Source organism: Enterobacter chengduensis (assembly GCF_001984825.2).
Classification (GTDB): Bacteria; Pseudomonadota; Gammaproteobacteria; order Enterobacterales; family Enterobacteriaceae; genus Enterobacter; species Enterobacter chengduensis.
The window spans coordinates 355652-370389 of record NZ_CP043318.1 but is presented as its reverse complement, the minus strand read 5'-3'; the positions used below and the strand labels follow the sequence as shown (position 1 = coordinate 370389).

Here is a 14738-nt window from a genome sequence, read left to right as displayed (position 1 = left end):
GGGAAAAATGTTCGCAGCCATCATCATCGGTATTTTCATTATTAGCGTTATTTACGCGCATTCACGCGGCAAAGAAAAACAGACGCTGTCTCGTCAGTTGTTCGACCATTCGACGTTCATGGCACCCATCAATATGTTTATGACGGCGTTCTCTTCCCTGCCCGCCAGGCAGCCTTTCTTTGAGACAGAGCGTTTCCCCGAATTAAACACGCTGACGGAAAACTGGCAGGTTATTCGTGAAGAGGCGGTGCGTTTACAGGATCATATAAAGGCGGCGCAAAATAATAACGACGCTGGCTTTAACACCTTTTTTAAACGCGGCTGGAAGCGTTTTTATCTGAAATGGTACGCCGACGCTCACCCCTCTGCGCAAGCGCTTTGCCCGGTGACCACGCGGCTGGTGAGTCAAATTCCTTGCGTGAAGGCGGCCATGTTTGCCGAACTGCCTGCGGGGGCAAAGCTGGGCAAGCATCGCGATCCCTATGCGGGCTCGGTGCGCTATCACCTGGGCTTATCTACCCCGAATGACGATCGCTGCTTTATTGAAGTTGACCAGCAGCGTCATAGCTGGCGCGATGGCGAGGCGGTCATTTTTGATGAGACCTACGTCCACTGGGCGGAAAATAAAACCGATCGGACGCGCATTATTCTTTTCTGTGATATCGAGCGTCCGATGAAGTGGCGCTGGGCGCAGGCGGTTAACCATTGGGTGGGCACCACGCTGATGTCTGCGGCCAGCTCACCGAATGACGATAATGACCGCACCGGCGGCATTAACCGCATTTTTAAATATGTTCATGCGGGCCGCGAACGCGGACAACGTCTTAAAAAACGGAATCGTAAAGCCTATTACGCCCTCAAGTACCTGTGCATCAGCGCCATTTTTGCCGCCCTTCTTGTTCCGGCAATAACGTAAACCTTATGCCGCCTGTTCGGGGCGGCTAACGTCGGTGGCAAATACATAACCCAGTCCACGGATGGTTTTAATGAGCGCTGGCTGATGCGGATTGGCCTCGATCTTCCGGCGCAGGCGCATGATCAGTACGTCGATAGTGCGGTCGAACACGTCAGCACTTTCGCTGTGGGTCAGCTCAAGCAGCCGGTCACGGCTCAGCACCCGACGGGCATTTTGCGTGAGCGCCAGCAGCAGGCCATACTCGCCCTGGGTTAAGGGCACGGGATTACGCTGCGGATCGCTGAGCTCGCAGCGGGTGGTATCGAGCGTCCATCCGTTAAACGCGATGCCCGCCGCGGGCGCTGCGGGCACTTCGGCAGCCAGCACGCCGGTACGGCGCAATACCGCTTTCACGCGGGCAACCACCACGCGCGGGTTGAACGGCTTGCCAATATAGTCGTCGGCCCCCATCTCCAGCCCCACCACCACGTCGGACTCACTGCCCAGCCCGGTTAGCATGATCACCGGCAGCGCCGGTCGCTGCTTTTGCAGCTGCAGCAGAACCTGCAGGCCGTTGATATCCGGCAGCATCATATCCAGCAGGACAAGGGCGATATTCGGCTCCTCCTGTACGCGGCGCAGCGCATCCTGGCCGTTATGGCAGACAAGCACGCTAAAGACGTGCTCGCTCAGCACATCCTGAAGCAGTTCGCAGACTGCCGTATCGTCATCAACCACCAGAATCGCCGGTTTCATCATATGCTTCCGTCAGGGGATTATGTTAAGTCTGAACCATTCTGCCGTCGGCTCCAGTTAAAGGGTTTTTTCAGTGACGGAAATTCAACCCATGTCACATCCGCTGCCCTGTCGACACGTCAATTTTGACGATGGGCTGCTTTTTGTCAGGGTTTTCACCGCGAAGGGGCCGTAAAGTCAGGGAGTAGCCATACAAAAAACATGGCATAGAAGCTGCATAGTGGGTGCGAATGATTCGATTAACTGGAGCAGACTGATGAAGAAAGTCGTCACGGTTTGCCCTTATTGTGCCTCAGGTTGCAAGATCCACCTGGTGGTCGATAACGGCAAAATCGTCCGGGCAGAGGCCGCACAGGGGAAAACCAACCAGGGCACGCTGTGCCTGAAAGGTTACTACGGCTGGGATTTTATTAACGATACCCAAATCCTCACCCCGCGCCTGAAAAGCCCTATGATCCGTCGCGAACGCAGCGGCAAGCTGGAAGCCGTCAGCTGGCGCGAGGCACTGGATTACGTCGCCACGCGCCTTAGCGCCATCAAGGCCAAGTATGGTCCGGATGCGATTCAGACCACCGGTTCCTCACGCGGGACGGGGAATGAAACCAACTATGTGATGCAAAAATTCGCGCGCGCCGTTATTGGAACCAATAACGTCGACTGCTGCGCTCGCGTCTGACACGGCCCATCGGTTGCAGGTCTGCACCAGTCGGTCGGTAACGGCGCAATGAGTAATGCCATCAACGAGATAGATAATACCGATCTCGTCTTCATCTTTGGCTATAACCCGGCGGATTCTCACCCTATCGTCGCGAACCACGTTATTCGCGCTAAGCAGAACGGGGCGAAAATCATCGTCTGCGATCCGCGCAAAATTGAAACCGCGCGCATTGCGGATATGCACATTGCATTGAAAAACGGCTCGAACATCGCGCTGTTGAATGCGATGGGGCACGTCATTATTGAGGAGAACCTGTACGACCAGGCGTTTGTCGCCAGCCGCACGGAAGGTTTTGAAGAGTATAAGAAAATTGTCGAAGGCTATACGCCAGAGTCGGTTGAAGCGATAACCGGCGTCAGCGCGCAGGAGATCCGCCAGGCCGCACGAATGTACGCCGGGGCGAAAACCGCCGCCATTCTCTGGGGCATGGGCGTGACCCAGTTCTACCAGGGCGTGGAAACCGTGCGTTCCCTGACCAGCCTCGCCATGCTGACGGGAAACCTGGGCAAGGCGCACGTCGGCGTTAACCCGGTACGTGGTCAGAATAACGTCCAGGGCGCCTGCGATATGGGCGCGCTGCCGGATACCTATCCGGGCTACCAGTACGTTAAGTTCCCGGAAAACCGCGAGAAATTCGCGAAGGCCTGGGGCGTGGAAAGCCTGCCGGAACACACCGGGTATCGCATCAGCGAGCTGCCGCACCGCGCGGCGCATGGCGAAGTGCGTGCGGCCTACATCATGGGTGAAGATCCGCTCCAGACCGACGCCGAGCTCTCTGCGGTGCGTAAAGGGTTTGAGGATCTGGAGCTGGTGATTGTCCAGGATATCTTCATGACCAAAACCGCGGCGGCGGCGGACGTGATTTTACCGTCGACCTCCTGGGGCGAGCATGAAGGCGTCTACACGGCGGCGGACCGCGGCTTCCAGCGCTTCTTTAAGGCGGTCGAGCCGAAGTGGGATCTGAAAACGGACTGGCAAATCATCAGCGAAATCGCCACCCGCATGGGCTACCCGATGCACTACAACAACACCCAGGAGATCTGGGACGAGTTGCGGCATCTGTGCCCGGACTTCTACGGCGCCACCTATGAAAAAATGGGCGAGCTGGGGTACATCCAGTGGCCGTGCCGGGATGAGTCGGAGGCCGATCAAGGCACGTCCTATCTCTTTAAGGAGAAGTTCGACACCCCGAACGGGCTGGCACAGTTCTTCACCTGCGACTGGGTCGCCCCCATCGATAAACTCACCGACGAGTATCCGATGGTGCTCTCAACCGTACGTGAAGTGGGCCACTACTCCTGTCGTTCGATGACCGGTAACTGCGCCGCGCTGGCCGCGCTGGCGGACGAGCCGGGTTACGCGCAGATCAACACCGCCGACGCGGAGCGCCTCGGCATCGAGGATGAAGCGCTGGTGTGGGTGAACTCGCGCAAAGGGCGGATCATCACCCGCGCGCAGGTCAGCGATCGTCCAAACAAAGGGGCGGTCTATATGACCTACCAGTGGTGGATTGGCGCCTGCAACGAGCTGGTGACGGAGAACTTAAGCCCGATAACCAAAACGCCGGAGTATAAATACTGCGCCGTCAACGTTGAACCGATTGCGGATCAGCACGCGGCGGAACGGTATGTGATCGACGAATATAACAAGCTGAAAGCCCGCCTGCGCGAAAGCGCAATGGGCTGAAGCCTTTAATTCATCGATGAATAAAGGGAGTGAACTATTCACTCCCTTTTTATTTCCGATTAGCTCATCAATAATATCAATTATTATTCTGGAAAGCGGCTCGCAGAAATAATGTAATTTACGCAGAATAGAATTACATCTTTGCATTTTAATTCAGAGAGATAAGATGTGCGGCGGGTGCTTAAGACTTTCTGTCTTGAGCATTGTTGAGGGACAGAAAGTAGGAAGCCCCGGGAAATTTTCATTTACCTGTACTGCACCCATTTTGTTGGACGATGAAATGGAATAGTCCCTGATATGTCAAAGCCAAAATACCCCTTCGAAAAGCGCCTTGAAGTCGTGAATCACTACTTCACAACTGATGATGGTTACAGGATCATCTCTGCACGTTTTGGTGTGCCTCGAACCCAGGTCAGGACGTGGGTTGCCCTCTATGAAAAACATGGAGAAAAAGGTTTAATTCCCAAACCTAAAGGCGTTAGTGCTGATCCAGAGTTGCGCATTAAGGTCGTGAAAGCCGTGACCGAGCAGCAGATGTCCCTCAATCAGGCTGCTGCTCACTTTATGCTTGCTGGTAGTGGTTCTGTAGCCAAGTGGCTGAAAGTCTATGAGGAGCACGGAGAAGCTGGTTTACGCGCACTCAAGATCGGCACCAAAAGAAACATTACAATGTCAGTTGATCCAGAAAAAGCGGCGTTAGCATTGGAGCTGTCGAAAGACCGACGTATTGAGGATCTTGAAAGACAAGTTCGATTCCTTGAAATGCGGCTTACGTATCTAAAAAAGCTGAAAGCCTTAGCTCATCCCGCGAAAAAGTGAAAGTACTCAACGAGCTAAGGCAGTTTTACCCTCTTGATGAGCTTCTCAAGGCAGCGGAGATACCGCGCAGTACGTTTTATTACCATCTAAAGGCTCTCAGCAAGCCTGATAAGTATGCGGATGTTAAAAAGCGTATTGGTGAGATTTATCACGAGAATAAAGGTCGTTACGGATACCGTAGGGTAACGTTGTCTCTCCATCGAGACGGGGAACGGATTAACCATAAAGCCGTTCAGCGCCTGATGGGAACCCTCTCGCTTAAGGCAGCGATTAAGGTCAAGCGATACAGCTCCTACAGAGGAGAGGTAGGGCAAACCGCCCCCAATGTTCTCCAAAGGGATTTCAAGGCTACACGGCCAAACGAGAAGTGGGTTACCGACGTTACTGAATTTGCAGTCAATGGGCGAAAGCTGTATTTGTCTCCAGTAATAGATCTCTTCAACAACGAAGTTATTTCTTACAGCCTGTCGGAAAGACCTGTGATGAACATGGTCGAGAATATGCTCGATCAGGCATTCAAAAAGCTTAAGCCTCACGAGCATCCTATTCTGCACTCTGACCAGGGATGGCAGTATCGTATGAGAAGGTATCAAAACATCCTTAAAGAACAAGGCATTACACAGAGCATGTCCAGAAAAGGCAATTGTCTGGATAATGCAGTCGTGGAATGTTTCTTTGGAACCTTAAAGTCGGAGTGTTTTTATCTTGACGAGTTCAGTAATATAAGCGAACTGAAGGATGCTGTTACGGAATATATTGACTACTACAACAGCAGAAGAATTAGCCTGAAATTAAAAGGTCTGAGTCCAATTGAATATCGAACCCAGACCTATGTGCCTCGTGTTTAACTGTCCAACTTTTTGGGGTCAGTACAACCCGAGGCTACTCCCTCAACTCCCAACAGGTTGAGAGTAGCCTCTTATTCTTTTTTTGACAAGGAGTAAAAGGCATGACGCCATTAAAAACTGCGTTAGGTATCGTCTTTATTATTTGCCTGACGATAGTGATCTTTACCTTTATTACTCGCGGTAAGTTATGCGAGTTTTCAATAAAGGGTGAACATCAGGAGGTGGCGGCTAAATTAGCCTGCAACGCAGGCTAACCTCTTCGGGCGGAACAGCGGTTCCGCCCGGCTTGTAGGATGCTGAGGTCTTAACGCACCCATTTTTTTCTTCCGCCACCGCGATTATACTGCGCGGCGTGTACCCAGATGATAAGAATCCATGAAACCCATTTTTCTGCTGTTATTCTTTTTAACCTCCCTTGCCCATGCAGATGAGATAGGCAGCCAGTATCAAAAGCAGGCGGAAGCCGGTGATGCCCGCGCCCAGTATTATCTTGCCGATACATACTTCAGCTCTGGCGACAGCAAGCAGGCTGCGCTGTGGGCCGAAAAAGCGGCAAAAGGTGGCGACGTCGACGCCATGGCGCTGTTGTCGCAAATCCACTTTACGCAGGGCGATTACGCCCAGGCCAAAGCCCTCGCGCAACAGGCCAATATTGCAGGCAGCAAACGCGGCGCGATTATGCTGGCCCGCGTGCTGGTCAATACTCAGGCCGGTAAAACCGACTACCCTCAGGCCATCAAACTGCTGCAAACGGCGACCGAAGATATCGACAACGACTCTGCGGTCGATGCGCAAATGCTGCTCGGGCTGATATATGCCAACGGCGTAGAGGTGGCGCAGGATGATCTGCAGGCCGCCTCATGGTTCAAGCGCAGTTCAGCACTTTCACGTACGGGCTACGCCGAGTACTGGGCAGGAATGTTGTTCAGGCAGGGCGAGAAAGGCTTTATCACGCCGAATAAACAGAAAGCGCTTTACTGGTTGAACCTGAGCTGCACTGAAGGGTTTGATACGGGCTGCGAAGAGTTTGATGCGTTGAGCGGAGAATAAAGTGCCGGGTGGCGGCTTCGCCTTACCCGGCCTACAAAACCCGTAGGCCCGGTAAGCGCAGCGCCACCGGGCTTAACACATTACTGGTCAGCCGTCTTATCAAAACGACCCAGCACCTCGCGTTCGTACGCCAGCGCCTTTTTACGATCGAATTTATGTTCCCACTTGGCGATAACCAGCACCGCCAGCGCGTTACCCACCACGTTCAGCGCCGTACGCGCCATGTCGAGGATACGGTCGACACCCGCAATAAACGCCAGGCCTTCCAGCGGAATGCCGACGCTGCCCAGCGTTGCCAGCAGCACCACGAACGAAACGCCCGGAACGCCGGCAATACCTTTAGACGTCACCATCAGCGTCAGCACCAGCACGATCTCCTGCCACAGCGACAGGTCAATGCCGTACAGCTGCGCAATAAAGATAGCGGCGATACTCTGGTACAGCGTGGAGCCGTCCAGGTTAAAGGAGTAGCCGGTTGGAACAACGAAGCTGGTGATCGACGCTGGCGCGCCGTAGGCTTCCATCTTCTCAATAATACGCGGCAGCACGCTCTCAGAGCTTGCCGTGGAGTAGGCCAGAATCAGTTCATCCTTCAGGATACGAATCAGGATCCAGATGCTCAGCCCGCACAGGCGCGCCACGATGCCCAGCACCACCAGCGCAAAGAACAGGATGGCGAAGTGAACCAGGATCACCAGCTTCGCCAGCGGCCAGAGGGAGGCAAAACCGAAGTTCGCCACGGTGACGGCGATAAGCGCAAACACCCCTACCGGCGCGTAGCGCATCACCATGTGGGTCACTTTAAACATGGTTTCGGAGATAGAGCGGAACACGGTCACCAGCGGTTCGCGGTGCGTTGCCGGCAGTGAAGAGAGCCCCAGACCAAATAGCACCGAGAAGAAGATAATCGGCAACATCTCACCCTTCGCCATCGATGCCACGATGTTGGTCGGCACCAGAGAAAGGATGGTGCCCATCAGGCCGTGCGCATGGCTTTGTACATCCGCCGTGGTGCTTTGGTATTTCGAAATATCCACCGTTGCCAGCTGCGACATATCGATCCCGGAACCCGGCTGGAACACGTTCGCCAGGGTAATACCCAGGATAATCGCAACCGTAGTGATCACTTCGAAATAGATAATGGTTTTCGCACCAATACGGCCTAACTGCTTCGCATCGCCGACGCCCGCGATACCCACCACCAGCGTCGAGATCACAATCGGTACCACAATCATCTTGATCAGATGAATAAAGATATCCCCTGCCGGGGAAAGCAGGTTCGCAATCAGCCACTCGCGGCTGTCGCTGTGATAGTGGAGGTAACTGCCCAGCAGAATGCCCAGCACAAGGGCGATTAAGATCTGCCAGGCGAGGCTGACTTTAACGTTTTTCATAGAAACTGACTTCCTCAATGAAGCGCCTTATTCACGAAAACTGCATGAATATGGGGACATACTGAAAGGGTATGAATTGTGTTGCGTCGATTTATGGGATTTTTTAACGCGGCGTATGAGTATCATCTGCGCGGCCTGTTGCGCAAGCCTTAAAGATCGACGCATTTCACCCGTAAAAGCGTCTGTGACGAGAGTTTCTCCTGATTCTGATAAATAACCTTTTGTTATTAAAACGCTTTTTTAAACATAAATGTGAATAATTGTTGGCGTGAATTATTTTCCTTCAAAGTTTCATTCGCTCATTTTTCAACCTGTTCAAACAATGCGTGATCTGTAGCCCAAATAATAAACAAAGCTTGTAAAGCCCCTACAATTAACGTTTTAGTGACATATTATTAACATCTTACAAGGAGAAAAAAAGCCATGAGCCAAATACACAAACATGACATTCCCGCTAATATTGCGGACCGTTGCCTGATAAACCCGGAGCAGTACCACGAGAAGTATCAGCAATCTATCACCGCCCCGGACGCCTTCTGGGGCGAGCAGGGCCATATTCTTGACTGGATCAAGCCATATCAGAAGGTGAAGAACACCTCCTTTGCGCCCGGCAATGTCTCCATTAAATGGTATGAAGATGGCACCCTGAACCTGGCGGCGAACTGCCTGGATCGTCACCTTGCCGAGCGCGGGAATGAAACCGCCATCATCTGGGAAGGCGATGACGCCTCGCAGAGCAAGCACATTACCTATAAAGAGCTGCACCGCGACGTGTGCCGCTTCGCCAACGTCCTGCTGGAAAAAGGCATTAAAAAGGGCGATGTGGTCGCGATCTATATGCCGATGGTGCCGGAAGCGGCGGTGGCTATGCTGGCCTGCGCGCGCATCGGGGCAATTCACTCGGTGATTTTCGGCGGCTTCTCCCCGGAAGCGGTGGCGGGCCGTATTGTCGATTCCAGCTCAAAACTGGTGATCACCGCCGATGAAGGCGTGCGCGCCGGACGCGGTATCCCGCTGAAGAAAAACGTCGACGAAGCGCTGAAAAACCCGAACGTCAAAACGGTCAGCAACGTCATCGTCCTTAAGCGTACCGGCGGCAAAATCGACTGGAACGAGGGGCGCGACCTGTGGTGGAGCGACCTGATTGAAAAAGCGAGCGACCAGCATCAGCCGGAAGAGATGAACGCTGAAGATCCGCTTTTCATTCTTTATACCTCCGGCTCAACCGGTAAGCCGAAAGGCGTGCTGCACACCACCGGCGGCTATCTGGTCTACGCGGCCACCACCTTTAAATACGTCTTCGACTACCACCCCGGCGACATCTACTGGTGTACCGCCGACGTGGGCTGGGTGACCGGGCACAGCTACCTGCTGTACGGCCCGCTGGCCTGCGGCGCGACCACGCTGATGTTTGAGGGCGTACCCAACTGGCCGACCCCGGCGCGGATGTGCCAGGTCGTCGACAAGCACCAGGTCAATATTCTCTATACCGCGCCAACGGCGATCCGCGCATTGATGGCGGAAGGCGATAAGGCCATCGAAGGCACCGACCGCTCTTCGTTGCGCATCCTCGGGTCAGTGGGTGAGCCAATCAACCCGGAAGCCTGGGAATGGTACTGGAAGAAAATCGGCAACGAGAAATGTCCGGTGATGGACACCTGGTGGCAGACTGAAACCGGCGGCTTTATGATCACCCCGATGCCGGGCGCCACGCAGCTGAAAGCCGGCTCGGCAACCCGTCCGTTCTTCGGCGTCCAGCCTGCGCTGGTGGATAACGAAGGCAACCCGCTGGACGGTGCCACCGAAGGCAACCTGGTCATCACAGACTCGTGGCCGGGCCAGGCGCGTACCCTGTTCGGCGATCACGATCGCTTCGAGCAGACCTACTTCTCGACCTTTAAAAACATGTACTTCAGCGGCGACGGCGCGCGTCGTGACGAAGATGGCTATTACTGGATCACCGGCCGCGTGGACGACGTGCTGAACGTCTCCGGCCACCGTCTGGGCACCGCCGAGATTGAATCGGCCCTGGTATCGCATCCGAAGATTGCCGAAGCCGCCGTTGTTGGGATCCCGCACAACATCAAAGGCCAGGCGATTTACGCCTACGTCACGCTGAACCACGGCGAGGAGCCGTCACCGGAACTGTACGCCGAGGTGCGCAACTGGGTGCGTAAAGAGATTGGCCCGCTGGCGACGCCGGACGTGCTGCACTGGACCGACTCGCTGCCGAAGACCCGCTCCGGCAAAATTATGCGCCGTATATTGCGCAAAATCGCGGCGGGGGATACCAGCAACCTCGGTGATACCTCAACGCTCGCGGATCCTGGCGTGGTGGAAAAACTGCTCGAAGAGAAGCAGGCCATCGCAATGCCTTCCTAGTGTTTTCTCCCTCTCCCCTCACCCTAACCCTCTCCCCATAGGGGAGAGGGGATAAAACAAACCAACCTTACCTTTGGAGACTCTGTGATGAATAACGATATTTGTCAGCAGATAGAGAATAGTGCGCACTACAGGGAGCTCGTCGATAAGCGGCAACGGTTTGCCTTCATCCTTTCCATCATCATGCTGATTATCTACGTCGGCTTTATTCTGCTGATCGCCTTTGCACCGCACTGGCTGGGCACCCCGCTGCATGCGGGCACCAGCGTCACGCGCGGCATTCCCATTGGCATTGGCGTGATTGTGATCTCCTTCCTGCTGACCGGCGTCTACGTCTGGCGCGCGAACGGTGAATTCGATCGTCTCAATAAAGCGGTTCTGCAAGAGGTAAAAGCATCATGAAGCGAGTCCTGACGGCGCTCGCCGCCGCCCTCCCCTTTGCCGCCCACGCGGCGGATGCCATTACCGGTGACGTTCAGCGCCAGCCGACCAACTGGCAGGCGATTATCATGTTCCTGATATTCGTCCTGCTGACGCTGTACATCACTTACTGGGCGTCGAAACGCGTGCGCTCGCGTAACGATTACTACACCGCCGGGGGCAACATTACCGGCTTCCAGAACGGGCTGGCGATTGCGGGTGATTTTATGTCCGCCGCCTCGTTCCTCGGGATCTCCGCGCTGGTGTACACCTCCGGCTATGACGGCCTGATCTACTCTCTCGGCTTCCTCGTCGGCTGGCCGATCATCCTGTTCCTGATTGCCGAGCGCCTGCGCAACCTAGGCCGCTATACCTTTGCGGACGTGGCATCCTATCGACTGAAGCAGGGGCCGATTCGCACCCTCTCCGCCTGCGGCTCTCTGGTGGTGGTGGCGCTGTACCTGATTGCGCAGATGGTCGGTGCGGGTAAATTGATCGAGCTTCTGTTCGGCCTGAACTACCACATCGCGGTGGTGCTGGTGGGCGTGCTGATGGTGATGTACGTGCTGTTCGGCGGCATGCTGGCGACCACCTGGGTGCAGATCATCAAAGCGGTCCTGCTACTGTTCGGCGCCAGCTTTATGGCCTTTATGGTGATGAAGCACGTCGGCTTCAGCTTCAACAACCTGTTCACCGAAGCGATGGCGGTTCACCCGAAAGGGGAAGCGATCATGAGCCCTGGCGGGCTGGTGAAGGACCCGATATCCGCGCTCTCTCTCGGCCTGGGCCTGATGTTTGGTACGGCTGGCCTGCCGCACATTCTGATGCGCTTCTTTACCGTAAGCGACGCGCGTGAGGCACGCAAAAGCGTCTTCTACGCCACCGGCTTCATGGGTTACTTCTACATCCTGACCTTTATCATCGGCTTTGGCGCGATCATGCTGGTGGGGGCGAACCCGGCGTTTAAAGACGCGGCGGGCGCGCTGATTGGCGGTAACAACATGGCGGCTGTGCATCTGGCGGACGCGGTAGGCGGCAACCTGTTCCTCGGCTTTATCTCCGCCGTGGCCTTCGCCACCATTCTGGCGGTAGTTGCGGGTCTGACCCTCGCCGGCGCGTCGGCGGTATCGCATGACCTCTACGCGAACGTCTTCCGCAAGGGGGCGAGCGAGCGCGATGAGCTGAAGGTTTCAAAAATCACCGTGCTGGTGCTGGGCGTCGTGGCGATTCTGCTGGGCATTCTGTTTGAGAAGCAGAACATCGCCTTTATGGTGGGGCTGGCCTTCTCGATTGCGGCAAGCTGTAACTTCCCAATCATCCTGCTCTCCATGTACTGGTCGAAACTGACCACGCGTGGGGCAATGATTGGCGGCTGGCTGGGGCTGCTGACGGCGGTGATCCTGATGATTCTGGGCCCGACCATCTGGGTGCAGATCCTCGGCCACGCAAGCGCCATCTTCCCGTATGAGTATCCGGCGCTGTTCTCGATCGCCGTGGCGTTTATCGGCATCTGGTTCTTCTCGGCCACCGACAACTCGCCGGAGGGTAACCTGGAGCGTGAGAAATTCCGCGCCCAGTTTATCCGTTCACAAACCGGCCTGGGCGTTGAGCAGGGCCGCGCGCACTAAGCCTTTCTCCCCGGCCATTACGGCCGGGGAGCTTAAAACATCACCCACGCCACCAGCGGCGCAATCAGGACCATCACTACGCCCGACAGCATCATCACCAGGCTCGCGACAACGCCCTCCTGCTGGCCGAGCTCATAGGAACGTGCCGTGCCCGCGCCGTGCGACGCCGCGCCAAACCCCGCGCCTTTCGCCATCCCTTCCCGGATAGACAGCCGCAGAAAGAGCATATCGCCAACCGCCATCCCAAAGACGCCCGTCACGACCACAAACAGCGCCACCAGGTCCGGCTGCCCGCCGAGCGGTTTCGCCGCGGCCAGCGCAAACGGCGTCGTCACCGAACGGACGGCCAGGCTGCGCTGAATTTCATCGGACAGCGTAAACAGCCGGGCCAGCCAGACGGAGCTGCATACCGCCACCACCGTGGCGGTGAGTACGCCCGCGCTGAGCGACATCCAGTGGCGTTTGATGATCGCCAGGTTGTCATAAACGGGAACGGCAAACGCGATGGTCGCCGGGCCGAGCAGCCACAGCAGCCAGTGGGATTCACCGATGTAGTTTTGCCAGGAGATATGGCCGAAGACCAGCATCATCACCAGCAGGATCGGCGTGAGGACCAGCGGCATCAGCGGCAGGGCATGAAAACGACGATACAACCGCTTGTTGGCAAAGTAGATCGCCAGCGTCGCCACCAGGCAAAGGATGCTGACCTGAAAATTAGTCATGTTTGTGCCTGCTGATTTCAAAGCGATACACTTTATCCACCACCCAGGCGGTCGCCCCCAGCACCATTAGCGTACTCAGCGCGATAACCGCAAAGATCCGCCAGCCGTCTACCATCAGCAGCTGCGCATAGTTCACCACCGCCACGACGGCAGGGACAAAGAACAGCAGCATCTCCGCCAGCAGCCAGCGCGCCCCGGCGCGCACCCAGCTGAGGGGGATCACGCGGCACAGAATAAGCGTCAGCATCAGCAGCATCCCGACAAGATTGGCGGGCAGCGGCAGATGCAGCCAGCCGACCAGATATTCGGCGAAAACAAACAGTCCCGCGTAGAGCAGTACCTGAACAGGGACCTGGAGTCGTTGTACAACGGCAGGCGTAACACGGCTTAACGCCACGGCCATGGGGGTTTTCCTCAAAAATGAGACGAGGCGCCAGTATAGTGAGCGTACGGTATGGACTGAAATGAATTAAAATCATCACAGGTATAGTTTCGAGGAATAATCATGGACATAAGAACGCTGCGCTATTTTGTCGAGGTGGTTCGCCAGCAAAGTTTTACCCGCGCAGCGGAGAAGTTGTTCGTTACCCAGCCAACCATCAGCAAGATGCTGAAAAACCTCGAAGATGAACTGAACTGTACCCTGCTGATCCGCGACGGGCGCAAGCTGTTGCTGACCGATACCGGACGCGTGGTGTTCGAACGCGGGCTGGCGATTCTGGCGGAGTTCCGCCAGCTGGAAGCGGAGCTGGGCGATATTAATCATCTGACCAAAGGGGTGCTTCGCCTCGGCATTCCGCCCATGGTGGGGATGATGATGGCCGGGCCGATTAGCCTGTTTCGCCAGCGTTATCCCGGCGTTGAGCTGAAGATTTCGGAATTTGGTGGATTAACCGTCCAGCAGGCCGTCACCAACGGCGAGCTCGACGTCGCAATGACCGCCCTTCCCGTGGAGGAAGAGAGCGGTCTGGCGACCCTGCCGCTGTTTAGCCATCCGCTCTGCGTCCTGGTACCACGCTCCGGCGACTGGCTGAAGATTGACTCGGTGAAGCCCGAACTGCTCGGCGAACATCCCCTGCTGATCTACAACGAAGACTTCGCCTTAAGCCGTCAGCTGATGACGCTGTTCAACCAGCATAACGTGAAGCCGCGCATTGCGGTGCGCAGCGGACAGTGGGACTTCCTGGCGGCGATGGTGCAGGCCGGCGTGGGGATTGCCATTCTGCCGCAGCCGATTTGCGAGCGGCTGGATAAAAACACGCTGCGCTGGATCCCGCTGGAGAGCGAACTGCACTGGCAGCTGGGGATGATCTGGCGTGAAGGGGTGTATCTGTCGCAGAGCGCGCAGGCGTGGCTCGAGTGCTGTAAGGGGTTTTGGGTGCCCTCACCCTAACCCTCTCCCACAGGGAGAGGGAACCGA

Annotated in this window: 13 protein-coding genes; 9 read left to right on the top strand and 4 right to left on the bottom strand. The window is 55.8% G+C overall.

Annotation, left to right across the window (positions count from 1 at the left end; translation table 11 throughout):
• The first annotated feature begins 7 nt into the window (after positions 1–7).
• Positions 8–916 (top strand): lipid A hydroxylase LpxO, encoded by a 909-nt coding sequence (gene lpxO / locus FY206_RS01740; protein ID WP_032644726.1) that lies wholly within the window; start codon positions 8–10, stop codon positions 914–916.
• Between the two features lie 3 nt (positions 917–919).
• Here lpxO and FY206_RS01735 read toward each other — a convergent pair whose 3' ends face one another.
• Positions 920–1651, bottom strand: a complete 732-nt coding sequence (locus FY206_RS01735; RefSeq protein WP_032644725.1) for a response regulator — start codon at positions 1649–1651, stop codon at positions 920–922.
• Between the two features lie 256 nt (positions 1652–1907).
• Between FY206_RS01735 and fdhF the strand changes: the two genes are divergently transcribed.
• The 4 genes from fdhF (at position 1908) to FY206_RS01715 (ending at position 6772) form a co-directional block, all read left to right on the top strand.
• Positions 1908–4055 carry a formate dehydrogenase subunit alpha gene (fdhF, locus tag FY206_RS01730; RefSeq protein ID WP_080283052.1) on the top strand — a complete coding sequence of 716 codons (2148 nt, stop codon included), beginning with the start codon at positions 1908–1910 and terminating at the stop codon, positions 4053–4055.
• Positions 4056–4352: 297 nt separating this feature from the next.
• Positions 4353–5722, top strand: a protein-coding gene (locus FY206_RS01725; protein WP_085949440.1) for an IS3-like element ISKpn8 family transposase whose coding sequence is annotated in 2 segments (ribosomal slippage) — positions 4353–4833 and positions 4833–5722 — 1371 coding nt in all. Because the reading frame shifts where the segments join, the coding sequence is not laid out codon by codon here.
• Positions 5723–5823: 101 nt separating this feature from the next.
• Positions 5824–5976, top strand: a complete 153-nt coding sequence (locus FY206_RS01720) for a Hok/Gef family protein (RefSeq protein WP_032644722.1) — start codon at positions 5824–5826, stop codon at positions 5974–5976.
• Between the two features lie 121 nt (positions 5977–6097).
• On the top strand, positions 6098–6772 hold the full coding sequence (locus FY206_RS01715) for a tetratricopeptide repeat protein (RefSeq protein ID WP_032644721.1): 675 nt from the start codon (positions 6098–6100) through the stop codon (positions 6770–6772).
• A gap of 80 nt (positions 6773–6852) precedes the next feature.
• Here the strand turns inward: FY206_RS01715 and gltP are convergent, their stop codons facing one another.
• Positions 6853–8166: a glutamate/aspartate:proton symporter GltP gene (gene gltP, locus FY206_RS01710; protein ID WP_024906735.1), complete on the bottom strand. Its 1314-nt coding sequence runs from the start codon at positions 8164–8166 to the stop codon at positions 6853–6855.
• A 423-nt stretch (positions 8167–8589) separates the two neighbouring features.
• On the opposite strand from gltP, the gene acs reads away from it, so the two are divergent.
• The 3 genes from acs to actP all read left to right on the top strand — a co-directional run bounded on the left by acs (position 8590) and on the right by actP (position 12596).
• Complete coding sequence (acs, locus tag FY206_RS01705) at positions 8590–10548, top strand: acetate--CoA ligase (RefSeq protein WP_032644720.1); 1959 nt, start codon at positions 8590–8592, stop codon at positions 10546–10548.
• Positions 10549–10635: 87 nt separating this feature from the next.
• Positions 10636–10950 (top strand): DUF485 domain-containing protein, encoded by a 315-nt coding sequence (locus FY206_RS01700; RefSeq protein WP_032644719.1) that lies wholly within the window; start codon positions 10636–10638, stop codon positions 10948–10950.
• Positions 10947–12596: a cation/acetate symporter ActP gene (gene actP / locus FY206_RS01695; RefSeq protein ID WP_077064488.1), complete on the top strand. Its 1650-nt coding sequence runs from the start codon at positions 10947–10949 to the stop codon at positions 12594–12596. Before FY206_RS01700 ends, actP begins: the two co-directional genes overlap by 4 nt.
• 32 nt (positions 12597–12628) lie before the next feature.
• Here the strand turns inward: actP and FY206_RS01690 are convergent, their stop codons facing one another.
• Together FY206_RS01690 and FY206_RS01685 are read right to left on the bottom strand one after the other, a co-directional pair.
• Positions 12629–13318 (bottom strand): LrgB family protein, encoded by a 690-nt coding sequence (locus tag FY206_RS01690; RefSeq protein ID WP_032644717.1) that lies wholly within the window; start codon positions 13316–13318, stop codon positions 12629–12631.
• Positions 13311–13721, bottom strand: coding sequence for a CidA/LrgA family protein (locus FY206_RS01685; protein WP_032644716.1), 411 nt, complete (start codon positions 13719–13721; stop codon positions 13311–13313). Before FY206_RS01685 ends, FY206_RS01690 begins: the two co-directional genes overlap by 8 nt.
• A gap of 102 nt (positions 13722–13823) precedes the next feature.
• On the opposite strand from FY206_RS01685, the gene FY206_RS01680 reads away from it, so the two are divergent.
• A complete protein-coding gene (locus FY206_RS01680) occupies positions 13824–14711 on the top strand; it encodes a LysR family transcriptional regulator (protein WP_032644715.1) in 888 nt (295 codons plus the stop codon).
• The last annotated feature ends 27 nt before the right edge of the window (positions 14712–14738 follow it).